This is a genomic window from Pseudomonas fragi (assembly GCF_900105835.1).
In the GTDB taxonomy this organism is placed as follows: domain Bacteria; phylum Pseudomonadota; class Gammaproteobacteria; order Pseudomonadales; family Pseudomonadaceae; genus Aquipseudomonas; species Aquipseudomonas fragi.
Genome location: NZ_LT629783.1, coordinates 3,802,803 through 3,827,093 on the forward strand (window position 1 = coordinate 3,802,803; position 24,291 = coordinate 3,827,093).

A 24,291-nucleotide genomic window follows, 5' to 3' on the forward strand; every position below is an offset into this window, starting at 1 on the left:
AACGTTATGGCCCGTGGGGTTAACAAAGTTATATTGGTCGGCACATGCGGCCAGGATCCCGAAGTTCGCTACTTGCCTAACGGTAATGCCGTGACCAACCTGAGTCTGGCAACCAGCGAACAGTGGACTGACAAGCAAACCGGCCAGAAAGTCGAAAAGACTGAATGGCACCGTGTATCGATGTTCGGCAAAGTGGCCGAAATTGCCGGCGAATACCTGCGCAAGGGTTCGCAGGTGTACATCGAAGGCAAGCTGCAAACCCGCGAGTGGGAAAAAGACGGTATCAAGCGTTACACCACTGAAATCGTGGTCGACATGCAAGGCACCATGCAACTGCTGGGTGGCCGTCCACAGGGCGACCAGCAAAACCAGGGTGGTGGCAACAACTACCAGCAACAACAGTCGGCTCCGCGTCAGCAGGCTCAACGCCCTGCACCGCAACAACAGCAGCAGTCGCGTCCTGCACCGCAACAGCAGGCTCCGCAGCCAGCTCCGGATTTCGACAGCTTTGATGACGATATCCCGTTCTAGGTCTTGCCTTTGGCTTAACAGCTTCAGCGTTACCTAATAGCCCCAAGAGTTCTGCTCTTGGGGCTTTTGTTTGCCTAAAAAATAATCCCCGTAAACGGGGATTATTTTTTACATAAACGCAACCAGCCGTTTATTTTTCAGCGCTATTCGGTAATGCATAAGCAATGATGTAATCACCTACGTCAGGGGAGTGGCTCATGCCCCCTGCAGAGATCACCACGTATTGTTTTCCGGTGACCGGTGATTTGTAGATCAGCGGTGCGGCGACAGCGCCGACAGGCAAGCGAGCTTTCCACACTTCTTTACCGGTTGCCGAGTCGAGCGCACGCAGGTAGTAGTCTTGAGTCCCTGCAAAGAACACCAGGCCCGAGGCTGTTGAGGTTGGACCACCCAGTGTTGGCATGCCCAGCGGTATCGGCATGTGGGTTTTAATTCCCATAGGGCCGGTATCCTGGACGGTGCCCATAGGCACTTGCCACACCAGTTTCTGGGTATTGAGATCAATCGCACTCATGCTGCCGAACGGGGGTGTATTGCACGGCACGCCCAGTGGGGATTGCAGAATGTCGATTCTCACGCCGCCATAGATACCGGCGACTTGTGGGCGAATAGTTCCCATGAAACCGGGCACTTCGTCAGTCGATACTTTGAACTTGCTGGTGTCTTCCTTAGTCACCAGCGACATTCGCAGGGGCACACGCATGTCGTTAACAAACATCATGCCTGTATTTTCGTCGATGGAAATGCCCCCCCAGTTCATGCCGCCCAACAAGCCTGGCCATTCGATGTACGGTTTCTCGGACGGAGGTGTAAACGGGCCCACGTAAACGGAGTCCTTGAACATGATCCGGCAGTACAGTTGATCGAAAGTCGTCACGCCCCACATGGACTTCTCTGTCAGTGGCTCAACACCAATAGTTGGCATTCCGATCGAAAACGGTTGAGTCGGTGACAGGTGCTCGCCTTCAGCAGCGGGTGAGGTTGGCACCGGACGTTCTTCAACTTCGGTAACAGGTTTGCCTGTACGACGGTCCAGAACAAAAATATTGCCTGTTTTGCTGGTCTGGATCAAAACCGGCGTTTTCTCGCCATCAGCGTTCTTCCAGTCATACATGACTGGCTGCGAAGGCAGGTCGTAATCCCATACATCGTGGTGAACGATCTGGTAAACCCACTTGGCTTTACCGGTCGATGCATCCACAGCTACAACCGCCGAGCCATATTTTTCCTTGGCCGCGTTGCGATCACCCCCCCAGTAGTCCGGTGGGCCATTGCCTGTTGGCAGGTAGACCAGGTTCAACTCTTTATCGTAAGTAGGAATAGTCCATACGTTAGGCGTTTCCAGCGTGAACTGATGGTCGTCGGCAGTAGCGTCCTTACCCTCAGGTGCGCCTATGTCCCATGCCCAGACCAAATCACCGGTCAGCACGTCAAATGCACGCACGGCCCCTGAAGGCTCGCCCGCTACAATGTCACGCACCCAGCCGCCGACCACGGTCAGATGCCCCATCACAACCGGCAGAGAGGTTGGGTGATAGCGTTTGCTCTTCTCGGTTGGGCCCATGCCTTTCTTGAGATCGACGTAACCGTTCTCACCAAAGCTCGAACACAGGGCGCCGGTGTGCGCGTCAAGCGCAAACAGACGGGCATCTACCGACGACACCAGAATGCGCTGACGGCATTGTTGGTCGTTGTCGTGCGAAGCCTTGACCTCAGCACTCAGGCTGTCGTCTTTATCGATGTCGTAATAACCCACGCCGCGGCAGGTGACGTGTTCTTCGGTTTTGGCTTTAGGGTCGAACTTCCAGAGAGGTGCCCCAGTATCACCATCCAGTGCGGTGATCAGATTCTCCGGTGTGCATGAATACAGCACGTTGCCAATCTGCAACGGCGTGTTTTCGTCTACGCCTGCACCAGCCCCGGTCGTTCTGCGCCCTGTTCTGTATGTCCAGGCGACCTGAAGGTCCTTGACGTTTTCTGGGGTGATCTGTGTGTAAGGCGCAAACCGGGTACCCGATGCGCTGCGACCATAGTATTCCCAATTTTCAGGCGCATCGGCAGTAGGTTCCTTCGGCTCGGATGCCTTCGACGCGACCACAGGATTTGAAATCGCACCGTGAGGGTAAAACGCAGCAATAAAGGTGGCGATCAACGCGGCAAACACCGCAAAGCCAAACCGGTTAGCCACGCGCTGAGTCGTCACGGATGTACCCGGGAACGTCGCGCCCACCCACAAACTAAGTGTCAGGATAATGGCTGGAACGACAAGCCGTGGCAGCAGTTCCCAATAACTGAACTGGCCTACCTCATAAAATGCCCAGACGCATGTAGCAAGGAATATAAGTGCCGAAAATATAATGCTGAAACGTTTACGCCATAACAATAACGGGGTGAGTGCCAAATAAGCCAGCCCGGCTATTAGATAATAACTTGATCCGTCCAGAGCCAATAACATGACCCCGCCGTATATCAATGTCAGTGCAACAGCAAAAACGAAGAGAGAAAATACTATTCTCACGAGCGAGCTTATTGCCCGTCTTTTAGTGGGTGATTGATGGTCATCCGTCATTTTAATGAATGCTCTATGGGTGAATACAAAACTGTTCGTCGTCGGTGCGAACAGCCCGGCCGAATGATCCATTCGGACGTAATGGGTTGGGCGTAAATCCTCTGGCACCTCGTGATTCAGGCGTTAAAGCGCCGAAAAACCAGGCCGTTACCCGGTGAGTCGGTTGCTGAACGCGCAGTGGCACGCAAAGGACTGAAGGTTCTACGAAACCTGGAGCGGAGCATCAGTGCTCTATAGGGTTGGGTTTTGTGACTTTGTTTGCGCCAGCAGGCTTATTTTAATCGGAGGGTGTCTCGGATAAATCCAGCGTATTGGAAAACAATATTGATGAAACAGTAACAATCAAGTCGCCATGAGCGACTCAATAGGTGCAGTACGTCATCGGTTCAGGTTCGGGCTTGTTAGTTCAAGAGCTGGCTTTAAGGCGAATTGTTACGAACGCACCAACAATGTTTCTTGCAGAGTTGGATGTATTCCAAAAAAGCGAATGCTTAAACTTATACGTTGCGACTAACGTCAGGCGACGTTATCCAATCCAGTCCTTACACCCTGACGCAAGCAGTATAAGGCGACGTGCAAAACAGCCTTGATCATCTGCGTTTTTTCAACGGAGCACCTTTCGAATGTTTTTTTCTTTCCGCGCGCTGACTACCAGCCTGTGCAGCGGTTTGTCGTTCTGTATGTTGGCCCCTGCTCCAGCGTTGGCAGATTCTACGGACTTGATGAGTCGCTCAACACTCACCGGCGATTGGGGAGGGGAGCGACAGAAGCTGCTCGACAAGGGGGTTAAGCTGACGGGTGAATACAGCTCCGAGACGATTTCGAACCTGCACGGCGGAATAAAGCGCGGCACTCGCTATGCACAACAAATACGCATTGGCGCGCAGTTTGATCTGAGCAAGTTACTCGACACTCCGGATGCTGGCGTGGTGCAGATCATTATCAATGACCGTCGTGGCCATAGCGCCACGGAAGATTTGCTCGGTAACCGCTTGTCAGCTCAGGAAAACTATGGGGGTGAATACACCCGGCTGACCGAGTTCAGCTATCAACGCAATCTGTTTTCCAAAGACCTGTCGGCCAAGGTCGGATATATGGTCATGGGCACCGAATTTGGGGGGATGCCCATTTTGACCAACTTTGTGAGCGCCGGTTTTTGTGCACACCCGTTAACCATGTCCAGCGGCAGTGGATGGGGTAACTATCCGACGGCACACTGGGGGGGAGAACTGCGTTACGACGTTAACCCGTCTCTAACGCTGCAAACCGCTGTGTTTCAAGTCAACCCGGAGCACAACGCACGCCCTTCTGAAGCGTTTTCCATGCCCAGCAACGATACCACCGGGGCTATTTTGCCTCTTGAGGCGATTTTTAATAATCATGCCTTTCTGGATGGTCAGTACAAAGTCGGTTGGTATTACGACACGTCCAATTACCAGAAAATTGGCAGCACAGAAAAGAGCAGCAACCGTACCGGGGCTTACGTGTTGTTTGATCAGGCTATCTGGAAGGACGAGCAAGACCCTGAAAGCGTATTGCGCCTTTTCGGGCAAGCGGCCACCAGTAACGCTGCGACTTCACCGATGCGTCGTTGGTATTCGGTGGGTCTGGTCAAGCAGAAGCCTTTTGCAAACCGCCCCAAAGATACTATCGCCTTTGGTTATGGCCGCGCCGTGATCAATTCGCGCACGCGCTATGAGCAAGAAGCGGCTGCAATCAATTTTGGGGAGTCAGACATGATCGCCAGCCTCGACAACGGCGAGCAGATGCTTGAACTCAACTATGGCGCGCAAGTCACGCCCTGGCTGCTGGTGCGACCGGACATGCAGTACTACATCGAACCGGGCGCGTTCTTCGGTAAAAAAAGAGGAAACGCATTGGCTGTAGGGCTACAGATCAAAGCGACTTTTTAACAGACGGGCTGGCGCTTTGTGCGTTACGAACCTGAAAGCGCAGGCTATTAAGCGATCTCCGCGACTCAGGCAAGCACAGATTGACCATTGACCATGCGCCACAGTTCGAGTGGATTGCCATCCTGTAACGCTTCAGGCATCAAGGCTGCAGGCAGGTCCTGATAACACACCGGCCGCAAGAACCGGTCGATGGCACTGGCGCCGACGGCGCTGCTACGACTGTCCGAGCTGGCCGGGAACGGGCCGCCGTGCACCATCGCATGAGATACCTCGACATTGTTCGGGTAACCGTTCGCCAGGATCCGGCCCGCCTTGCGCTCAAGGATGGGCAGCAGTTTTCTGGCCAGCGCATGATCAGCGTGATCCAGTTGCAATGTCGCCGTCAGTTGTCCTGACAGATGCTCGGCGACCGCCAGCATTTCATCTTCATTCTTGCAGGCGACGATCAGCGAGCTGGGGCCGAATATTTCGTCGCCCAGTCGTGGCGTCGTCAGAAAAGTGGCTGCATCCGTTACGAACAAGGTGGCCTGCGCTGCACATGGCGTTTGAGCAGGGCAACCTTGCCCCAGCGTTGTAACGCCGTTGATAGTGCCCGTCTCTTCGATACCGGCGAGGTAGGCACGATGAATCCCCGGGGTCAGCATGGTGGTCGCCGCCTTTTTGCACAGGGCGTCCTGGGCCGTGCTGCAAAACTGGGTCAGGGGCTGACCTTCCAGGGCAATCACCAGGCCCGGATTGGTACACAGTTGCCCCGCACTCATCGTCAGAGCCTCAACGAATCCACGGCTGATTTCGCTGGCGCGTATCGACAGTGCATGGGGCAACAGGAACACGGGATTGATACAGCTCATTTCGGCGTATACCGGGATCGGTTCACTGCGTTGCGCCGCTGTACGCATCAGCGCCAGGCCGCCCTGGCGCGAACCGGTGAATGCGACTGCCTTGATCGCGGGATGGCTGACCAGGGTCTGGCCGAACAGGTTAGCGTCGCCGATAAGCAGGGAAAACACGCCCTCGGGCAAGTGGTGAGCAGCGGCTGCCTGTTGAATCACCTGGCCTACCAGTTCAGACGTACCCAGGTGAGCCTCGTGCGCCTTGACCACTATCGGGCAGCCAGCGGCCAGGGCGGCGGCGCTATCGCCGCCGGCAACCGAAAACGCCAATGGAAAGTTGCTTGCACCAAATACAGCCACCGGGCCGAGGGCGATCTTGTGCAACCTCAGGTCGGGGCGAGAAGGGATGCGCGTCGGCAAGGCGCAGTCCAGGGTGGCGCCGAGATAGTGGCCGTCGCGCAACACTTGCGCAAACAGCCGCAACTGGCTCACGGTGCGGCTCCGTTCGATAATCAGGCGCGCGGCAGGTAATCCTGTTTCGAGAGAGGCGCGCCCGATCAGGGTGACCCCCAACGCCAGGATGCCCGTGGCAATCGATTCCAGGAATTGAGCGCGCTGCTCTGGCGTGGTCGCGCGGTAGGGATCGCAGGCTTGCTGCGCCAGCGTGCAGGCCTGATCAATGTCAGCGATACCGCCGACGCCGAAGTCGGGACTGAGCTTTTCATGGGTGGCAGGGTTGATTGCAGCCAGCGATCCTTTGTCGCCACGCACTGCCGACTGGCCGATAAGCATTTTGCCGGTAATCATCATGTTTCCTATCGCTTGCTGTGCCATCGTCAGGCCCGATTTATCTTTGAAATGAACGGCGCAGGAGGTGGGTTTTAGGTGTAGCGGTAGCGGCCCAGCACCGCCTGCGGGTCCATCAACTGCTGCATGGCCCTGCTGATTGCCTGCACCCCAGGGGGTGTGTACTTGCTGTAATAAGCGGCATTCATAGGCCCGACGCCATGCTCTGCACTGAAGCAGCCGCCGTTTTCGGACACCAGCTTGTAGAGGCCGCTACGCACCGCGACTAGCTTGGCGATGCCGTACCGGGCGATATGGGCGTGCGGCACAAGCACAATCAAATGGCAGCCGCCGTCGGCAAAATGGCCGAAATCGTAAAGCTGCAGCAGCGGATGTTCGTGCTCAAGCCACTGTGCAGCCAGATCGCGGAAAGCGACCAATCGCGAGCGCGAGAACGCCACGTCGAACGAGAGCGGGATACCTTCCTGGGCAATGGCCAGCGGCAGGTTGTCTCGCAGCGGCCAAAAGCTGCTGGCGTTGCCCAGGACGGCGTCGAGAATCCGGCCGCTTTCATACAACTGTTCCAGCACCTGCTCGGTTCGTTGCGCAAAGATCGTATGCAAGCCTGGCATGCTGCTGGCGATCTCTATCAGGGCATAACAGCTGGCCTGCGATTGGCCAAACGGGTGGCGCAGCGTGGGGAAGTTGCGCACGGTAAGGGCGAGTGCCGCTTCGGATATCACTTCGAAAGCGCACAGCAAATCGCCAAACTGATGCTCGAAGGCATCCAGTACCTGCAGCGCTGTCGCGTGGTCAGGCAAGGCCACAAACACGCTTTGCGTCGACTGGTCGATGCGTCTTAGATCAAGCGTCGCCGCCGTAATGATTCCGAAGGCGCCGCCGGTGCCCACAAACATCTGCTTGAGGTCGAGCCCGGTATTGTTCTTGCGCAACGGCGCGAGCAGTTGCACCACGGTGCCGTCGCCATCGGCCAGCACCACCTCGATACCGAGCAGGTTATGACGCATGTCGCCATGCTTGAGCAAGCGGCTGCCGCCGGCATTGGCGCCGATTAATCCGCCTATCGCCGGGTCGCTGCCGATATCAATAGGGAAGTACAGCGAATGGGTTTCCAGCTGGCGATTGAGCTCTGACAAGAGCGCGCCAGCTTCGACAATGACCGTGCGGTTCAAGGGATCAATCTCGCGCACTCGGCGCAAGCGCGAAAGGGAAACGATCACTTGCGTGCCGGAGTTGTCGGTGACGGCGCCACCCACCAATCCGCTGCGGTTGCCCTGGGCGACCAGCCGTATGCGATGGCGCACAGCGATGCGCATCAGCGCGCTGACAGCGTGGGTATCACGCGGGAGGACGACCGCCGCCGCTTTGCCACGGTAATGAGTGACGTCGATTTCATAGGGGGCACAGGCCGCTCCGGTCAGCAGCGACTCCTGCCCCAGCACTTCGGCGACTTCGGTCAGGAACGCGTGGAGTCCCGATGCAGGTTCCAGGTTGCTCATGGCGTCGCAACCACGCGTTTGAGCAACTGGCTGCGTGTGAGCACCAGCGCGACGATTGGCAATACGCCTCCCAGCAGCGTGTTATGGCGAAAAGCCAATGACACCGCGACGGCGATAGCAGCCGTAATCAGCAGCATCACCGAGAGTTTTCTAATCAACCCATGATCGCTGCTGGTTTCGCCGATGAAACCGAGTGGAGAAAGCTGGGTGGCCCCCATACCAATCACCAATACGCACGCCAGCACGGGCGCAGCACCCAGCTCCTGCCCCCACACTTGCAGAGCAGCGGTAGATACCGAAGCCAGCAGGGCGCCAATCATCAGGTACAGGTCGACGGCCAGTGCGATCCAGTGGCCAGGACGGTAATTGAACAGCCAGACCATGTGGGCAATGCTCAGAATACCGCTGAGCAGATACGCAGTCTCCCAGCGCACGCCTGCCTCACCGGGGCCGAAACGGCCATACAAGAGGAACACGATGACCGGAATGAATGCGCTGGCATTCGACAAATAGGCACGGCCTAGCTTGCTGATAGACATGCTGGTTTCCTTGAATAGAGATGCAATGAAATGCCCGGGTCGGGGCTTAACTTTTGTGCCAGCGGAACATGAAGGTCGCGGCAGTGAGAAACAACGTGGTCCAGCCTGCCAGGGTCAACAAGGGCAGCCACAGCGTTGTCAGGGACGCTCCGTCGAGCATCACTTGGCGCAGTACCGAGACAAACTGGTTGATCGGAACCACCGAGAGAATGCTTTTGATCCAGGCTGGCGCATCGTTCAACGGGATGGTCAGGTTGCCGAAGAACAGGGCCGGGTAATGGATCAGATGGCACAACAATTCGGTTTCTTTTATCGAGGCGGTACGACTGGCCAGCAGGGTGCCGAGGCACAGCAACATGACCCCGCCCAGCACAATGACCGGCAACGCACGCAAGGTCTGCAAACTCCACAGCGAGATGTCGATGCCGTATCCGTACCGCGCCACCAGCAGCAAGGTGCCCACCGAAATCAGCATCATGACCACCCGCGACAAGAGGATAGAGGCCAGAAAAACCAGCTTCGGCACTGGAAAACAGGCGTAGATCTTGAGGGCGTTGTGTTCACGCAAGCTGGCAATCGACAAGGCGGTGGACATGATGCCGAGTGACATCAAACAGATGACCAAAATGCCGGTGGTAAAAAACTGGCCGTAGTCGAAGGGCTTGGCGCCGGAGGCCGTATCTTCGAAACGCACCAGGTCTGTCGACACAATGCCGCGCTTGGCCGCTGAACACCTGACCGCGGCGATCTCGATCACGCGTGCTGCGGCGCGTACCGCCAGCTGACCCTTGAAGTCATAGCGCACCTGCATCGGTTCGTCGCCGGCCGCAAAGACGATGCGCACCGTGTCTGCTGCGATGGGGGCAGTGCTGCTGACGGTTGAAAAATTGGCCTTTACGGGATCGCCGCCAGCAAATGCCTGCTCAATCGCCAACGGGCAGCGGGTGTCCGAACTGGCCTGGGTACCAGCTTCCTGAAACTCGACATTGACCGTACCCAGTGAGCCTGGATGACCGAAAGCCATCAGCATCACGGTCAGCAGCAGGATGGGGAAGGCCAGCGCCCAGAACAGCGCCGACTTGCTGCGGAAAAAGCCCAGCAGCTCGTTGCGCGTCAATATCGCCAGTATGCTAAACATCCTGTTCTCCCTGGGCGCAGATGTGCAACATATCGCGGTAGTGGGTGGGGCCGAATTCAAAGTGCTGGAACGCAACATGACCGATCAGGGCGCGTATCAACGGATCCAGTGCCTGCGTGCCATAGACGCTGATTTCATTGCTGGATGGCCTCGACAGCCGCAGCGTGGCGCTTTCGCGTTCCAGCTGGCGATAGATGGCGTTGATCTGTTCACTGTCGTCCAGTTGCAGACGAGCATGGAAGGTGCCGACCAGACGGTTCTTCAGTGCTTCTTTATCGCCCCGATACTCAACCCCGCCATTGCACACCCACACCACATCGCTGGCGGCATCCAGTTCTTCCTCCGAGTGGCAAATCATGATGATGGTCAGGCCAGCCAGGTCGTAGCGCAGCAGGTGTGCGACGCGCTCGATATAAGCGCGGTCAAGCCCGGTAAACGGTTCATCAAGTACGACAAGTTCCGGATGATGGGCCAGCGCCACGAACAAATCGAGCCGCTGCTTTTGACCGCGTGACAGTGCCCGATAGGGCAGTTTGCGCAGCGCTTCGATGTCCAGTGCCTGCGCCACCAGCGGGTCTTGTTTGCCGTACAGGGCCTGATGCAAATCGAGGATTTCCCTGACATTCGACGAGTCTTCATATTCGACCCGTTGCAATTGCACCCCCAGCCGCTTGCGGTGGCGGGTGCTTTGCAGAAAGCGCGCCGCCGCAACCCCCAGAATCTGCGCGTCTTCCAGATGTGCCTGACGGAAGCCGAGCAAGGCTTCGACCAGGGTGGTCTTGCCGGCGCCATTGGGGCCGATGATGGCGGTATGCCGACCGCGGCGAAACTGCAGATCGCGGACCTCGAAGCGGAAACTGCCGGCGCTGACCCGGATCAGTTTGGCCGCCGCCGCATAGGGTTCCTCAGTACGCGTGGGTGCCAAGTGCATCCCGGGATCCACGGCGGGTTCGGACAGCCCGTGTTTGTCGTCTGTCAGCAGGATTTGACTGTTCATGTTCAATCGAACAACGCGACTTGGACATCGCGTTGGCCTTTGAAGGGATTGCGACCATGGGCGACGGCAATGTTATCGATCAACAGCAGGTCACCGCTGTGCCAGGGAAACGCGATCTCCTGCGCCTCAAGCGCGTCGTAAATCGGCGCGATATCAGCCTCCGGGATCGGCGTACCGTCGCCCAGCCGCACCTCGTAAGGGCGTGCCGGTTTGTCCTGATAGGCGCGCTGGATATAGGCGTAACCCGGCTTGCCGAGGGAGCGGGCATTGTTGTGTTGGGTCGACAGTTGATTGAACCAGATGGATTCGCCCGTCAGCGGATGTTTCAACATGGCGTCACCGGTATGCGACACCGTGATGCTGCCATCGTCGAGCCATTGGTAATCGAGGTGTGTGTCGCGGCACAGCTGTTCCACCTGCTGCGGATCATCGGTCAGGAACGCTTCATTCCAGGGGCGGTGGTATTCGCGCATATGGGTGTTGCGCGGTTCATTCCCGGGCGTGCTGGGGGCACGGAAGTTGCGCAAGTACTGGATGCGCGCGCCGCTGAAGCGTTCGATCAAGTGCGGCGGCAGGCGACGGGTAACGGCTCGCATGTCGCACAGGATGGTTTCGCCGCCTTCTGCTGAGGGCTGTTTGCAAAAGAAGGCGAGTTTCTATGGATAGTGGGCCATGTAGGCCTTTTCCTGATGCAGGCCGATTTTCAGGGTGGGCGGGATGCGGGTCGATTCGTAGACTCTGCCCTCGATATTGTTGCGTGGCGTGGCGCCGCCGATATAACCGAATGCATGCTCAGGATACTGTTGCGCAATGGCCTGGAAGTCCGCGCTTTCGCGCAGTGCAAAACCACGGAACAACAGGCAACCGAACGCCAGCAGCATGCTGTCGAAAATCGACTGGTGGTGGCGATACCACGTCGCAAACGCTTCGCTGTCATCGCTTAGCGTGCGGTCCACGGGCGTTATAACGAGTGGCATGGGCCCGTGTGGCAGGAAACCACACTGCACCTGCGAGCTGCCCAGCATTGCCTGAAAGTGCTCAACCCGATCTGTACGTTGATCCATAGCCTTTTCCCCGGCGAGTTGCGTATCAAACCAACAAAGGCTTTTTAATGAGGATTTCGAAACCCAGTGCGCCCATGCCCGAACGAGGGCTGGTCACCACCGTGCAATGCTCCAGACCCGCCTCGATGACCAGTTCGCGCGCTTCTTGCAGGGTGACCTTTTCTTCAACATGGGTCGGTGGATAGCCCACCGATGCGCGCATTTGAGTGAATTTCTCCAGCAAGTCGGGGGCCACGTCGCGGCGCATGTCGTGTACCAGGCCGACTCCGCCCGGCTGCAGGACGCGGTACATCTCGGTCAGGCTTTTCACCTTGTCCGGCAAGTGATGCAAGGTGGCGCGGCTGACCGCCATGGTCAGGCTGTTGTCCGCGAAGGGCAGGTCCAGGGCGTCGCCCACCTTGAGTTCGATGGTGTCGCTCAGGCCGAGCGCTTCGATACGCGGTCGGCCACCGTCGAGCATGGTTTCGTCCAGATCGAGGCCGATGAAATGCCAGCCTTTCAATACCGGGTCGGCCGCCAGGCGCACCGGCACCACGACGGTGGCCGTGCCGATATCGACCAGGGCGCCGGCGGGCAGGTCGCGGGCAATCTGGCGGATGCGGGTGACGAACATCACGTCCCAAGGCTCCAGTGCTTGCGAGGCAAAGCGATCGTATTCGTCAGCAGGGCGTAGATTTTTCAATAACATTTATAAGTTCCCGTATGAAATGGCGTTACAAGGATTCCGCGTTGGCATAGCAATGGCGGTCTGCGTCTGGCTGCCCTACAGCCAACCCACTGGAACGGTGGCCAGCAACTTGCGCGCGGCTTTGCTGCTGACACCGAAAGCAGGACGATCACGCCGCTCGATGGCATGCGCGACGATTGCCGCCACCCGGCCACAGAGCCCCAGGCCGACACTCCAACGGGCTTGCGTTACACCGAGATCAAGCAGGGCTGCAGCGGTGATGAAATCAATATTCGGACGCAGGCCTTTACGCTCCAGGACGTGGGCACAGACGACGTCAAAAATCTCCAGGTAGCGCCCCCCGAAACCCCATTGAGCAAACAGGGCCCTGATATGCGGCGGCCGTGGATCCTGCACAAACAGCGGATGGCCGAAACCAAACAACAGGTTGCCGGGCTGATCCAGCGCGTGGTCGACCGCTTGCCGTATGTCGGCATGGCTGGCTTGTGCACTGATGGTCTTGAGCCAGCTCATTGCTTCTTCTGCTGCGCCGACATGTTTGGGGCCGCTGGCCATAAACCCGGCCGCTACGGCCTGCGCAAGGCTGACGCCGGTGCCGATGGCGGTGCGTGGTACCAGCACCGTCGGCGTGATGTAGCCGAAATCGGCGTGCCAGGCCACCAGCAGGGCGTCAACGACACGAATGGATAATGCATCGATGTTGCTCGCGCCCATTGCCGCCAACACCCCCTCGGCGTGTTGGCCCGGCGCTGCGTCGGGGGCTTGATGACCGAGCGCCGCGTGCAAAAAGTGCGGCGCTGAGGCAACGCTGACCAGGCCCTGGATAAAGTCCTGATGGGTGGGTAAGCCGCGCGCGGTTGCTTCGCGCAGGGCGATATTTTCCAGCGCGCCCAGATCGCCGAGAAAGCCGCAGGCGGCTGCCTGCACCATGCCGGCACCGCTGTCGGCCACCGCTTCGATGCCGCGTCGATAGGCTGGCGCCTGCGACAGGTGGCGAGCAATGTGTACCAGGACAGCGTCAACGGCCTGGCTCTCGGCAGGGGACGGCAGGCTGCCAAACCACGCCAGCCACAGCGCCGTGGGGAAGTCGACAATGCCGATCAGGTCATTGAGGTTGCGACCCCTGACCCACAGGCCTTCATTGGGCTCAAGCGTGGCACCGTCGATATTGGTGCCGCGATACAGGCTGCGCGGTCCGCCAAACAGGCTCTGCGGCGGTGCGGGTGTGGGCGTGTCGGCCTGTACCAGTTCATCAAGCGTAATGCCGCAGTGGGCGACCAGCAGGTTTTCTATGGCCTGTGCGTGTTGCGTCACAGTCGGCAGGATGTTGGCGAAAAAATACTGCGCGGTCTTGACCTTGCCCCGGTAAAAAGCGGCTTCTTCGGCACTCGGTTGCTGGTGCAGCTGGCGCTCTGCCAGGCAGGCCGATTCCAGCAAGACCCAGGCGCTGGCGGTGAGACCGAGCATTTCCAGGAAGCGGGTAAAGAACTGGCTGGTTTCGTGGGTGCGACCTGCACGCACGTGCTCATTGATGAGTGCAAGCGCCTGCTCAACAGCGAGCATGGCGTTTTCCAGCAGCGGGAATTTAGCTTGCAGCTCAGTAGCGACCCCCATTTTGCTGCTCAAAAAGGCATCAAGCTCTTCGCGCAGATATTTGATCAGGCGTGAGTTTCGGCCAAATCCCAGCTTGTCGCGCACCAGATCCTGGGACTGGATATAGTTGGTGCCTTCCCAGATCGACAGGATTTTCACGTCGCGGGCATTTTGTTCCACAGGGTAAGCATCGGTGTAGCCGATGCCGCCATGCACCTGGATCGCCAGTTCGCAGATTTTCCAGGCCTGGTCCGAGACGAACGCCTTGCAGATCGGCGTGAACAGCAGCACCAGCTTGCGGTACTTTTCGACCCGGGCTTCGTCCAGTACCGGCTCGGCTTCCAGGGCATACGCCTGGGTCGATGCGCCGGTCAATTTGCCGAGCAGCCCGCGGCAGCCCTCTACCCGCGCCTTCATTTCCAGCAGCATGCGCTGTACGTCGGCGTGTTCGATGATGGGCACAGCGGGTGCGCTGGCATCGGACGTGCGACTGATGGCGCGGCCCTGGAGCCGTTTACCGGCGAAATCGACTGAGTGCAGATAGGCACTGGACGCCAGGCCCAGGCCGATAATCGCCGTGCTCATACGCGCCTGGTTCATCAAGGGCACCAGTTGCAGCAACCCGGCATTCTTGCGATCACCCAGCAGGACGGCGCGGGTGGTGCCGCTTCGACCAAACACCAGCTGGGTATTGGCGCAGCCCTTCAAGCCCATTTTGTGCAGCAATGACGTGCACTCGACATGGTTGTCTTCCAGCTCGCCGGTCTCTGGATTGGGCCAGAAGCGCGGCACCAGCAGGCAGGACAGCGAGTAGGAAGTCGAGGTCGAGGTATTAATGCGGCCCAGGACAAAATACACGGTGTTTTCGGTCAGCGTATGCATCCCGGCCGAGATGTAGACTTTTTCGCCGCTGACGGCGTATTCGCCGTTTTCAAGGGGTTTTGCGAGGGTGGTGACCGCCGTCAGGTCGCTGCCGGCCTGTTGCTCGGTGGCGCAGAAACACGCGTCCCAGTCGTAGCGTTGAAGCTTGCGCAGGTAAGTGGCCTTTTGTGCTGCAGTACCGTGCAGCTTTAGCAGCTTGATGGCCGGAAAGTTGAAGCCGCCGTAGGTCATAAACGCCGGATTGGCACCCATGAACATTTCCTGGATGGCTTGCCGGATCAGGGGGGGCAAGGCCGGTTGCTGGGATTCGCTGTCGTTGCCCAGCACCTGAATCCACTCATCCTTGTAGCGTTGCCAGAGTGTGTGGAACTCCTTGGGGATTTCGACGTTGCCGTTTTCCAGCAAGCGGCATCCCTGGCGGTCGGAGGCTTGATAGGCCTTGCCTAACTCATCAGCGAACGCCCTGGCGCGCTCCAGCAAGGCATCGTAATAGGCGCGACTCTTGTCGTTGAACGGCGCCCGAGAGAGAAAATGCTGGTCGGTTTTATGCAATTCCCACAAAAAAAAGCGAAGCTCACGCAGGCTGACTTTATAAGCAGACATAGGTTTTCCTGATTAATAAGCGGTTTGCATCCGGGTTCAGGCGCCAGCCTGGATCTCGGCCACAATGGCACCGGCGGTGCCGCACAAGGCTGCATCCCACAGCAGGGCGGTGACCGTTTTACCGGGGGGCAGGGTGGCGCGCAGGCGCATAAGCGACAGCAAGGGAGCCGCGCTCGACTGATGGCCTCGGACACCGAATTCGAAATGTCGGTCTTGTGCAATGCCCAGTTCGCGGCTGACGCCGAGGGTGAAGCTGTCGCTGAACCCTGCCGGCAGCACCCAATCGATGTCGCTGGCTTGCAGGCCCGCCCGCTCGATCGCCGTTTGCGCTGCACTCACCGCCAGCGGATGCAGGCGTTCAGCCAGGGCGGCAGGCGTCAGCCCCCAGGGATTGTCGATGGCCGTGCCATAGTGCATGGCCGAGGCGCGTATCGCCCCCCAGCCTGGTGCAGGCTGACTATCGCCATCGAGCAAGATGGCGGCGGCGCCGTCGCCGTACACCACCAGATCACCCCAGGCGCGAAAGAAGGGGTAGAGCCACTTATCGGACGCCACCAACAGCACCTTGCCGCCGAGGCTGACCAGCGCTTCGATCATGCTCAGGGCATTGAACACGCCGGCAGTACCCGCTTGGCCGATGGCGAATGGCAGCGCTTTGGGCAAGCCCAGTGCGTGCTGGATGCGGCCGGCGACCGATTCATTAATGCGTTGGTTAAGGGCGGCATTGGTCACCACAATGTGGGTTATCTGTGCCAGGGTTTCTGCCGGAATCTGTTGGCGCAATTGTGCGATCGCTTCCAGCGCCAGGTCGGCGCCGCTTTGCAAGGGGGGTGCTACCGGCAGGGCGATGCTCGCCGTGGGCAGCAGCCGAAGCGCTTCTTCGGCGTCGACCCTGCCCCTGGCGCGAGGCATGGAAAAGACCGCGGATTTGTACAACAGATGGCCATAGCCGATGTTTTTTTCCTGGGCTTGGACCGCCCGGAACGGGGTCGTGTCAGGGACGTGGGAAGCGATAGCGCGGATTCGAAGCATGAGGCTATTCCGTGACCGTAAGTGGGGTGGAGAAAAACTCGGAAAACTGCTGCTTCAACTGCTTGCGGTCGATCTTGCCGTTCGGGTTGCGCGGTAAAGGCGAGTCATGGAAGGACACATGCAGCGGCACCATATAGGTCGGCAGTTTGTCCCTGCACAGCTTGATCAGTGCCTGGGCGGTGAGCTGTGTCTGCGGGTGGGCGAGCAGGCTGATGATGATGGCCTCGCCCTGTTGCGGATGCGGCACGCCAAACGCCGCTGCTTCGGTGATTTCATCCACGGCAAAGAGGATTTCCTCGACTTCGGTGGGGCTGACGCGGTAGCCGGAGGTCTTGATCATGTCGTCGCTGCGCGCAACGAAATACAGAAAGCCGTCGCTGTCGCGGTAGACGATATCGCCCGACCAGACCGCTGTTTCGGCGCGCGGAATCTGCCCGTTCGGGTGTAGCCAGGGACGAAAGCGTTGAGCGGTCAGCTCGGGGTCATTCCAGTACCCGAGCGTGACAAACGCGCCGCGGTGAACCAGTTCGCCGTGCTCTCCAGCGGCACATTCGCTGCCGTCCTGGCGCATCACGCGGATATCGGCGTTGGGCACCGCCTTGCCGATGGAGTCGGGCCGCGTGACGGCGGCTTCCGGGGCCAGGTAGGTCGAGCGGAAAGCCTCGGTCAAGCCGTACATCAGATAGGGCAGCGCATCAGGGAATGCGTTTTTGAGTTTTTCCAGCAAGGGCGGTGGCATATGCCCGCCGGTATTGGCAAAGCAGCGAATGCGTGCGCCGGCAGGCTGTGGCCATTGCACTGACGCCAGTTGCATCCATAGCGGCGGCACACCGGTAATCACGGTGACGCCATGGGCTTCGCAGAACGTCGGGACTTCGCCCGCTTGCAGGAAATCCAGCGGCGCGTAGCACGCACCGCTGACCAGCGCTGTGGTCAGTTGACTGAACCCGGCATCGAAGCTCAGCGGCAATATTCCGAGGATGACGTCATCGGCCCGCAAGCGCAGATAGTGAGCGACGCTATAGGCGCCAGACACCAGGTTACGTTGCGACAGCACCACGCCTTTGGGCCGGCCCGTTGAGCCGGAGGTGTACAAAATGGCGGCAGGATCACTGTCGGTGACTGCGCTGGCTGCGGTGACAAGCGCCGCATCGGTCGGTGTGTCCAGGTTATCGGCCTGTAGTTTTTCCAGCTGCCAGGTATCGAGCCCGATGTCCTGCACCATCGCCTCGATACGCCTGAGGCGCGGGCCCGTGCTGATGAGCAAGCGAGCACCGCTGTCCAGCAGGATATGGCGTACCTGTTGTTCTTTGAGCTGAGGATTGATGGGCACCAGGATCGCACCCCGGGCATTGATCGCCAGAAACATGACGATGGTTTCGTACTGCTTGCCCGCATACACAGCGACGCGTTCGCCCGCTTGCACACCGCTATCGGCCAGCCTCTTTGCCGTCAGGCGCACGTCTTCCAGCAGCTCGGAATACGTCGCCATCTTTGCGCCTTGAGCGAACGCACGGCGCGCGCCTTGGTGGTGGGCGCTGTCTTTCAACAGGTCATACAAACTGATGTGGGCGGTCATGGTGACGTCCCTAGGACTGGTGGATATAGGTGTGTGCCGGGCTTTGCGAGAGAAAAGCGCTGACGCTATACGTCTGGTTATAGGCGCCGCAGTTGTCGAAGATCACCAGATCGCCCACGCTCGGCGGGGCCGACACGTCATGGCTCCAGCCGATCACGTCGGCGCGGCTGCAGGTGCTGCCCACGAACTGGGTCGGCAACAGGGGCGCGTCAACCGGTGCCTGCTGGCGCCGCAGCAGGCGCGGTTGCGCGTAGTTCTTCAACATGGATTCGGTTTTGGCCAGCAGGAAATTGTGGCTCAGGCCACCGTCGCAGACGGCAACGTAGCGTTCACCCAAGGCTTTGACTGAACGCACGCGGGTCACGAAGGTACCTGCGCCAGCGAAGACGCCGCGTCCGGACTCGTGGACGACCTTGAAGTCTTCGTGCAGTGGGGCAATACGCTGGCGATACGCGTCAAACGTCTGTGCCTGGTTGTGCAAGTGCTCGGAGAAACCGCCGCCGACGTTAAGAAACGTAACGGGCAGGCCGGTCAGTCGTGCGACTTGTGGCGCAAAGGCAGCGAGCGCATGGGCAAGGGCGGCGGCATCGGCGCCCTTGTCATCTATGTGGAAACTGTTGGAACCCGCAAACGTATGGAGGCCGACGATGGGCACGTTGGCCTGGGTCAATGCAGCCGTCGTCAGCAAGGCGTCGTGGCGGCTCATGCCGAAATGGTCCGCCATGTGTTTGCCCGAGCTGAGCAATTGACCCGCGTTCAAGCGCAATACCGTTTGCGGGGCGGCCTGTTTACCGATGACGCGAATCAGTCGCTGCGCCTGCTCCAGGCTGTCGATGATGAACGTGCAACGTGAGGCCAGGGCCGCGCGCATGAACTCTTCATCCATGGACGGATTGTTCACGTATTTGGGGGCGTTGATGCGACCCGCGACAATATCGAGTTCGCCCTGGCTGGCCAGCTCCACACCGTCGATGAAGGCGTGGCCGCAGCGGATCAACAAGTCCAGATTGGGGTTGGCCTTGAGCGACACAATCAGCGGTGTACCCAAGCGCTCACGTAAGTCAGCGTAACGGGCCATTACGACGGTGGGGTCCAGTACATAGCACGGCGTTTTCAGATTCAGCAGCCATTCTTCGGTCTTGGCGTCGTCGCTCCTGACCGGCGGAGAAGCGTTGGTCATGGTCATGTCAATTCACCGGATGAAGGGTCAATGCCGAGAATGAACCGTTGTCCGATTCCGTTATATTCATCAGGTGCGCCCCGCCATCGACCTTGCTCAGGCCCCTATCGGCCAGGTTGATCGCCAGGTCCGAGCCAAAGGAATGACCCTTGTTCAGGATGTTGTCGCTATAGAGCGTGGTGGCGGGAATCGCCATGGCGCCACAGAAGGCGTTCCAGCCAGAGTGGTTGGAGTTGTAAGGCAAAATGCAGGTGAAATCGCTGAGCGCCATGCCGCAGTCGGCCACGGCTTCCATCATGACTTTGCGGGTGTAGTGCCACTCCAGGTTGAACATGGCCTGTTTCACCGCGTTATTGGTCACGGAGCCCAGGTACCAGCTGCCATAATTGCGCACGGCCGTCGCGCCAACCCGGTTACGGCGGCTGTTACGGGTCACCAGCAGGCACCCCGCGCCATCACTTAATATGCTCGCCTGCAGCACCCGGTAACGCTCGATAAAGACACGATCGGACGAGACGATCAGCACCGAATTCAGTTGGCTATGCACCTTCATCAGGGCCTGGGCCATTTGAATGGCAACACTGATCGACGAACAATTGAGCTGTGCGATCGACCCGGCCCAGACAGGCTTTATGCCGAATGCCGCGGCCACTTCCAGCGGCAGGCTGCGTGGCGCCGGCGGTACGCTGAACAGCCCGGTATGCACATGGATCACTGCACCGATGTCGCTGCCCTTGAAGCTTTGCTCCTCTTGCAGGCGGGCAACAGCGCGCTTGGCCAGCTCGACCTCGTCGATGTCCGGTGCCACATGGAAATATCGGCAACCCGCATTGCGGATCATCTCAAAGCGCTCGGCGGGCAACTTGTGGTGCTGAGCCCAGTCATTGAGGTCCTGGCGTTCGCCGGGCAATTCGTATGCGGCGGCTTCAATACCGATCGTGAAGGGGGCGGGGCTGTTTGTTGCCGCGATAGTTGGGGGCGTCATGACTGTCTTCCTGTTAAGCCGGCATTGGCATGGCGGCGTAATCCAGCACTTTGAGCTTTTCAAAGGCATCGCTTACACGGGGCGTCAGCAAACCCATTTCGCGGATGGTTGGCACCAGCCGCCGGAAAATGGAACGGCGCATGGAGTTGGCCACTTCCGAACTCCTGACCAGATGGCTGCACTCTTTTTTGGATAGGCCCATCGGCTCCCATATGTCGTCGGCGCACAGGTGTTCGTACAAGGTGTAAGCCCCTTCAACCACAAACTCTTCGCGTTCCTTGCGTTCAGTGCTGCTCATTTCCTTGTACACACTGCCCAGCGTGATGCGGCCAATGGCGAAGTGGCGCGCCTCATCGCGCTGAATGCGCGTCATCAGGTCTTTGATAAAAGGGTCTTTGGTGTAGGCGACCATGCTTTGAAACAGTGACAGCGCAATACCCTCCACCAGCACTTGCATACCCAGGTTGGTCATGTCGAGCTTGCTGGTGGTAATGGTCTCTTCCAGCAGGCCTTTGAGCGCCTTGCTCATGGGGTAGCTGATCGGCAGCTTGTTATTGACCAGGCGACCGAAGGCTTCGATATGACGGGCTTCATCGATGATTTGCCCGGCGGCACAGAGACGGGCCGAGAGGCTTTCTTCGGCCACCGCCAGTTTCGATGCGCAAATCAGGGCCGCCTGTTCACCGTGCAGTACCTGTGACAGGGTCCAGCCTTGGGAGTGATGGCGAATTTCGGCACGGTTTTTTTCATTCATTTTGTTCCAGACATCGGTGCCGTAGATCAGCAGTGTGCCGTCCGGCATGCCCAGTGGATTGTCCGGGTTGAGCTCGTAGCTCCAATCAATGTCGGTATTGACATCCCACTGGTTGGCCTTGGTTTTCTGATACAGCGCATTCAAGCTGTCATTGCTGAAATCGTAGGTCTGCGACATGAACGCATCGACCGAGAAATTCCACTTGATCGGCTCGCCATCATCCAGTGCCTGTTTGTGCTCTTTTTGCATGATCACCCCTGTACGTGCGTGCATTTCGGTTGAGATGTGGTGAACGGCCCATGCACAGGTGATGGGTGCACCTGCGCCACGAAGTAGTCCAGGTCGGGCAAGAACCACTCGGTGATGGCTGGGGTGTGTGCGGTATTCCAGGCGGCGATATGCAGGCGGTTATCGCCGCCGTCCCACAGGTCGCGCCGAATCTGTTCGGCGCTGATCCAGACCACCGGCGTCTCTAGCTGGCGTGCCCAGAACAGGGCTTCATTGGATAAATGGGCGCCCAGGGTTACGCGTGGATCGAGCAGGTTTTTTGGCAACGCAAGGTCGATGGACGGCATGCGTACCTGCGCCAGGAGCCGCGTGTGTTCGCCGCAGCGGTCCCAAATGTGTTGGGCCAGCGTCGACAGCAGGGTGTAGTACTGCTGGTTGTTGACCAGCACCGGCGTGGGGTTGTGGTGTGCGTAAACACTTCGGCGTGCATAGTCTTGCGTTTCGAACAGTGGCAGGTTGCGAGCCGAACAAGGGACAGGCCGGCTGTGATCCGGATTGCGCTGCAACAGCAGCGAACAGGTTTGCGCGCTCTTCACATTTCACCTTCCAGTGCATGGTGCAGATCGGGCGCGAGGGTTATCTGGGCAATCGAAAAATAGCCGTTCATGGCCAGCGACGACACGATGCAGTCGCTGCCGGGGTGCGCGGAGCCCGCGCCAAGCTCGCCCAGTAGTGAAAGCCAGGGGTCGCTGCCGAAGGAATGACCGAATCGCTGATAATGGTCGGCGTGTACGCAAGCCGTGTCGAAGCACTTGAACAGGGCGCGGCGCGACATCTCGGGGAAAAACGGTACGGCGATACCCAGGCCAGGCCGGCTTTCGGTGAAACTGCGCAGGCCTCGCCCTAATTGCAGCAGCGCATTGGCCTGGCTTGCAGTGCCGATGAACAGCATGTTTTGAGCCTCTGCAATTACATCAATCACTAAGGTGCAGATGCCAAACCCGGATTTGCCCCAACGGTTGTTGCCTAGCCAGTAAGTAAAATTGTGGATGTCTGTGTCGACAATCTGCAGCAACAGCCTGCGACGCCCGTTGAACTGCGCCTTGCCCTGGATATAGCGCAGGATGAAACCCCAACCCGTGCATTCATAGGCGTTGGTTATCCAGTCAGGACGGCGCCCGTAATGGCTGGTTATCGCCTCCTGGAAATAGTCTGCATGGGGCGAACCGTCAGCCAAAAACTGGGACAGCACGGTCGAGCTCACCACGTAATCGTCGATAGGCCCTGCGTCGCTTGCATAACGGCACGCCTCATCGCCTACCCGCTGCCCCAACGCCAACGCTGCATCCTCCAGGCTCACCTGGGGCGACACAAAGGGTGTTTCTGTGCGCAGGTAAGCCAGCGTATGGACCGTGAAAGCCGGAACGGTGCCAAGTGACGGCGTTGATGCAAAGGGCGGCGAGTTCGACATGGTGAGCTTCTGGTATGAGGGTGGCTGGCGATCAGGCGACTTGTTGCTGATGCAACTGGGTGTCGATTTGCTCCAGGGTGGTGTACTGCGTGATGTTCAGTTGCTCAGGGTCAATGGATCCGTAGAGCTGTTCGCAATAGACGATCAGCTCAACCACATTGAGTGAATCAATACCCAGTTCACCCAAGCCGACGTGGGTATCGACGGATTCGATATTGAGAATCTTGGCGGCTTCTTTCTTCAGAAGTTCCAGGGTGTTGAGGGTTTCAGTCGTCGTTGTCATAGGTGCTTCTCCTGGGGGTAGAGCGGATTAAAGTGAGTCGGATTCAGGCTTGGCCACGCGCATGCTTGCGCGCAATTCGTGGTAACAGCGGTAAGAGCTGCCTTCCATTTTGGTAAACGCCAACAGGTCACGCTGGTCGAGAAAACTCGGCACGGCGCCGCGGCTGACCAGATGCAAAAGCAGTTCATTGGAGGCGAGTTTCAGTGCCAGTACGCGCTGCACGTCTTCGCTCTCGTAGCGGTCGGAGAGCGTCTTGGTGCGGGCGGCGGCGGCGATGAAATCGCGGGACGCGCGTTCGTCCGGCGTCAGTTCGAGGCGCCCCTGACTAGCCAGCCAGTCAAGATGGGCCATCAGTGCACGCACCAGAAAAGGCCGTACCGTCGTCAGGTATTTTTTGAGTACCGCGGGGCCGCCCACTGTCAGGCGATCCTCCTGGGAAACCTGCACCGTGCCCTTGACGTTCCCCAACTGCACGACATCGCCGAGAAAGGGCTCGCCGCAGAGCGTTCGCTTGAGGGTCTTGTATTGCTCGGGCCAGACCAGGAAGGCCGACGGGAAAAACGAGCCCGGCGTGCGGGCGGCGACGATGGCCATACCGTCAAGGTTGGCGTACATGCCCCAGACCTTGTCGATATGCAGCTTGAAACCCTCACCTTCCGGCTGGGCGACCGTGCGCCAGCTCGTGAGGGTTGGGCCGCCGGCATCACTCATCAGGAAACGCAGGGCGCTGCCGGCATCAATGCTGGCGCGGGCCCGTGCATATTGATCCGGCGTCAGGAACAGCGAAAACAAATGGGCGAAGTTCTGCATGAAGGATCGGTAGTGCAACGCCAGACCGTCTTGCTGAATGCGCTCCAGAATATGTTCCAACTCGTGGGTCGGCTGCGACAGGGCCACCGAGGGTCGGTTCAATTGTTCGGCAAACTCGTAGTTGTGCATCGTCTGCAAAATCAACATGTCTGAATCCATCAATCGCACGCAAGCGCGCGAGATAATCTGGATCAAGTGAGCAGGCAGTTCGCCATATATGGATAAGCGATGAACAACCGGTTGTGCACAAAGATTCAATAATGAATGACGTGACGAACGAGCATCCATACCTTGCGTCAAGGTTTGCATAGTG

General features: G+C 58.6%; 20 protein-coding genes and 1 pseudogene. 2 read left to right on the forward strand and 19 right to left on the reverse strand.

Going from position 1 to position 24,291, the window contains the following annotated elements:
- Positions 1-6: 6 nt before the first annotated feature.
- Entirely contained in the window at positions 7-531 is a 525-nt protein-coding gene (locus BLU25_RS17470; RefSeq protein ID WP_016779190.1) for a single-stranded DNA-binding protein, read from the forward strand.
- A gap of 130 nt (positions 532-661) precedes the next feature.
- On the opposite strand, the gene BLU25_RS17475 is transcribed toward BLU25_RS17470, so the two are convergent.
- Positions 662-3,100, reverse strand: a complete 2,439-nt coding sequence (locus BLU25_RS17475) for a membrane-bound PQQ-dependent dehydrogenase, glucose/quinate/shikimate family (RefSeq protein ID WP_050901267.1) — start codon at positions 3,098-3,100, stop codon at positions 662-664.
- 623 nt (positions 3,101-3,723) lie between these two features.
- Here BLU25_RS17475 and BLU25_RS17480 point away from each other — a divergent pair.
- Complete coding sequence (locus BLU25_RS17480) at positions 3,724-5,013, forward strand: carbohydrate porin (RefSeq protein ID WP_016779192.1); 1,290 nt, start codon at positions 3,724-3,726, stop codon at positions 5,011-5,013.
- A gap of 65 nt (positions 5,014-5,078) precedes the next feature.
- Here BLU25_RS17480 and BLU25_RS17485 read toward each other — a convergent pair whose 3' ends face one another.
- The 18 genes and pseudogenes from BLU25_RS17485 to BLU25_RS17565 form a co-directional block, all read right to left on the reverse strand.
- A complete protein-coding gene (locus tag BLU25_RS17485; RefSeq protein WP_083369747.1) occupies positions 5,079-6,656 on the reverse strand; it encodes an aldehyde dehydrogenase (NADP(+)) in 1,578 nt (525 codons plus the stop codon).
- A 71-nt stretch (positions 6,657-6,727) separates the two neighbouring features.
- The gene (locus BLU25_RS17490) at positions 6,728-8,152 is read right to left on the reverse strand and encodes an FAD-binding oxidoreductase (RefSeq protein WP_016779194.1); all 1,425 of its coding nucleotides are present in this window, start codon (positions 8,150-8,152) and stop codon (positions 6,728-6,730) included.
- The gene (locus BLU25_RS17495; protein WP_016779195.1) at positions 8,149-8,691 is read right to left on the reverse strand and encodes a hypothetical protein; all 543 of its coding nucleotides are present in this window, start codon (positions 8,689-8,691) and stop codon (positions 8,149-8,151) included. Before BLU25_RS17495 ends, BLU25_RS17490 begins: the two co-directional genes overlap by 4 nt.
- 46 nt (positions 8,692-8,737) lie before the next feature.
- Positions 8,738-9,829: an ABC transporter permease gene (locus BLU25_RS17500; protein ID WP_016779196.1), complete on the reverse strand. Its 1,092-nt coding sequence runs from the start codon at positions 9,827-9,829 to the stop codon at positions 8,738-8,740.
- Positions 9,822-10,826: an ATP-binding cassette domain-containing protein gene (locus tag BLU25_RS17505; protein WP_196883207.1), complete on the reverse strand. Its 1,005-nt coding sequence runs from the start codon at positions 10,824-10,826 to the stop codon at positions 9,822-9,824. The genes BLU25_RS17500 and BLU25_RS17505 overlap by 8 nt, the downstream gene beginning before the upstream one ends.
- 2 nt (positions 10,827-10,828) lie before the next feature.
- A pseudogene (locus BLU25_RS23625) lies at positions 10,829-11,464 on the reverse strand (TauD/TfdA family dioxygenase); the annotation flags it as partial.
- Positions 11,465-11,482: 18 nt separating this feature from the next.
- A complete protein-coding gene (locus tag BLU25_RS23630; RefSeq protein WP_197676916.1) occupies positions 11,483-11,890 on the reverse strand; it encodes a Fe(II)-2OG oxygenase family protein in 408 nt (135 codons plus the stop codon).
- Positions 11,891-11,915: 25 nt separating this feature from the next.
- On the reverse strand, positions 11,916-12,578 hold the full coding sequence (locus tag BLU25_RS17515) for a class I SAM-dependent methyltransferase (RefSeq protein ID WP_016779200.1): 663 nt from the start codon (positions 12,576-12,578) through the stop codon (positions 11,916-11,918).
- A 75-nt stretch (positions 12,579-12,653) separates the two neighbouring features.
- Positions 12,654-15,656, reverse strand: coding sequence for a citrate/2-methylcitrate synthase (locus BLU25_RS17520; protein WP_083369748.1), 3,003 nt, complete (start codon positions 15,654-15,656; stop codon positions 12,654-12,656).
- 36 nt (positions 15,657-15,692) lie between these two features.
- Positions 15,693-16,688: a beta-ketoacyl-[acyl-carrier-protein] synthase family protein gene (locus BLU25_RS17525; RefSeq protein WP_016779202.1), complete on the reverse strand. Its 996-nt coding sequence runs from the start codon at positions 16,686-16,688 to the stop codon at positions 15,693-15,695.
- Positions 16,689-16,692: 4 nt separating this feature from the next.
- On the reverse strand, positions 16,693-18,267 hold the full coding sequence (locus BLU25_RS17530; RefSeq protein ID WP_016779203.1) for an acyl-CoA ligase (AMP-forming), exosortase A system-associated: 1,575 nt from the start codon (positions 18,265-18,267) through the stop codon (positions 16,693-16,695).
- A 10-nt stretch (positions 18,268-18,277) separates the two neighbouring features.
- Complete coding sequence (locus BLU25_RS17535) at positions 18,278-19,453, reverse strand: type III PLP-dependent enzyme domain-containing protein (RefSeq protein WP_016779204.1); 1,176 nt, start codon at positions 19,451-19,453, stop codon at positions 18,278-18,280.
- Between the two features lies 1 nt (position 19,454).
- Entirely contained in the window at positions 19,455-20,432 is a 978-nt protein-coding gene (locus BLU25_RS17540; RefSeq protein ID WP_083369749.1) for a beta-ketoacyl-[acyl-carrier-protein] synthase family protein, read from the reverse strand.
- Between the two features lie 13 nt (positions 20,433-20,445).
- The gene (locus tag BLU25_RS17545) at positions 20,446-21,435 is read right to left on the reverse strand and encodes a ferritin-like domain-containing protein (protein WP_016779206.1); all 990 of its coding nucleotides are present in this window, start codon (positions 21,433-21,435) and stop codon (positions 20,446-20,448) included.
- Positions 21,436-21,437: 2 nt separating this feature from the next.
- A complete protein-coding gene (locus tag BLU25_RS17550; RefSeq protein WP_016779207.1) occupies positions 21,438-22,010 on the reverse strand; it encodes a hypothetical protein in 573 nt (190 codons plus the stop codon).
- Positions 22,007-22,885, reverse strand: a complete 879-nt coding sequence (locus BLU25_RS23635) for a hypothetical protein (protein WP_016779208.1) — start codon at positions 22,883-22,885, stop codon at positions 22,007-22,009. Before BLU25_RS23635 ends, BLU25_RS17550 begins: the two co-directional genes overlap by 4 nt.
- Positions 22,886-22,916: 31 nt before the next feature.
- Positions 22,917-23,168 (reverse strand): acyl carrier protein, encoded by a 252-nt coding sequence (locus BLU25_RS17560; RefSeq protein ID WP_016779209.1) that lies wholly within the window; start codon positions 23,166-23,168, stop codon positions 22,917-22,919.
- Between the two features lie 27 nt (positions 23,169-23,195).
- Complete coding sequence (locus BLU25_RS17565) at positions 23,196-24,125, reverse strand: hypothetical protein (RefSeq protein ID WP_016779210.1); 930 nt, start codon at positions 24,123-24,125, stop codon at positions 23,196-23,198.
- Positions 24,126-24,291 lie beyond the last annotated feature (166 nt).

What these genes read in the sequence shown, in the direction of transcription:
- BLU25_RS17470 (WP_016779190.1), top strand. Translation starts at nt 7, where the DNA reads ATGGCCCGTGGGGTTAACAAAGTTATATTGGTCGGCACATGCGGCCAG.
- BLU25_RS17475 (WP_050901267.1), bottom strand. Translation starts at nt 3,100, where the DNA reads ATGACGGATGACCATCAATCACCCACTAAAAGACGGGCAATAAGCTCG.
- BLU25_RS17480 (WP_016779192.1), top strand. Translation starts at nt 3,724, where the DNA reads ATGTTTTTTTCTTTCCGCGCGCTGACTACCAGCCTGTGCAGCGGTTTG.
- BLU25_RS17485 (WP_083369747.1), bottom strand. Translation starts at nt 6,656, where the DNA reads ATGATGATTACCGGCAAAATGCTTATCGGCCAGTCGGCAGTGCGTGGC.
- BLU25_RS17490 (WP_016779194.1), bottom strand. Translation starts at nt 8,152, where the DNA reads ATGAGCAACCTGGAACCTGCATCGGGACTCCACGCGTTCCTGACCGAA.
- BLU25_RS17495 (WP_016779195.1), bottom strand. Translation starts at nt 8,691, where the DNA reads ATGTCTATCAGCAAGCTAGGCCGTGCCTATTTGTCGAATGCCAGCGCA.
- BLU25_RS17500 (WP_016779196.1), bottom strand. Translation starts at nt 9,829, where the DNA reads ATGTTTAGCATACTGGCGATATTGACGCGCAACGAGCTGCTGGGCTTT.
- BLU25_RS17505 (WP_196883207.1), bottom strand. Translation starts at nt 10,826, where the DNA reads ATGAACAGTCAAATCCTGCTGACAGACGACAAACACGGGCTGTCCGAA.
- BLU25_RS23630 (WP_197676916.1), bottom strand. Translation starts at nt 11,890, where the DNA reads ATGGATCAACGTACAGATCGGGTTGAGCACTTTCAGGCAATGCTGGGC.
- BLU25_RS17515 (WP_016779200.1), bottom strand. Translation starts at nt 12,578, where the DNA reads ATGTTATTGAAAAATCTACGCCCTGCTGACGAATACGATCGCTTTGCC.
- BLU25_RS17520 (WP_083369748.1), bottom strand. Translation starts at nt 15,656, where the DNA reads ATGTCTGCTTATAAAGTCAGCCTGCGTGAGCTTCGCTTTTTTTTGTGG.
- BLU25_RS17525 (WP_016779202.1), bottom strand. Translation starts at nt 16,688, where the DNA reads ATGCTTCGAATCCGCGCTATCGCTTCCCACGTCCCTGACACGACCCCG.
- BLU25_RS17530 (WP_016779203.1), bottom strand. Translation starts at nt 18,267, where the DNA reads ATGACCGCCCACATCAGTTTGTATGACCTGTTGAAAGACAGCGCCCAC.
- BLU25_RS17535 (WP_016779204.1), bottom strand. Translation starts at nt 19,453, where the DNA reads ATGACCATGACCAACGCTTCTCCGCCGGTCAGGAGCGACGACGCCAAG.
- BLU25_RS17540 (WP_083369749.1), bottom strand. Translation starts at nt 20,432, where the DNA reads ATGACGCCCCCAACTATCGCGGCAACAAACAGCCCCGCCCCCTTCACG.
- BLU25_RS17545 (WP_016779206.1), bottom strand. Translation starts at nt 21,435, where the DNA reads ATGCAAAAAGAGCACAAACAGGCACTGGATGATGGCGAGCCGATCAAG.
- BLU25_RS23635 (WP_016779208.1), bottom strand. Translation starts at nt 22,885, where the DNA reads ATGTCGAACTCGCCGCCCTTTGCATCAACGCCGTCACTTGGCACCGTT.
- BLU25_RS17560 (WP_016779209.1), bottom strand. Translation starts at nt 23,168, where the DNA reads ATGACAACGACGACTGAAACCCTCAACACCCTGGAACTTCTGAAGAAA.
- BLU25_RS17565 (WP_016779210.1), bottom strand. Translation starts at nt 24,125, where the DNA reads ATGTTGATTTTGCAGACGATGCACAACTACGAGTTTGCCGAACAATTG.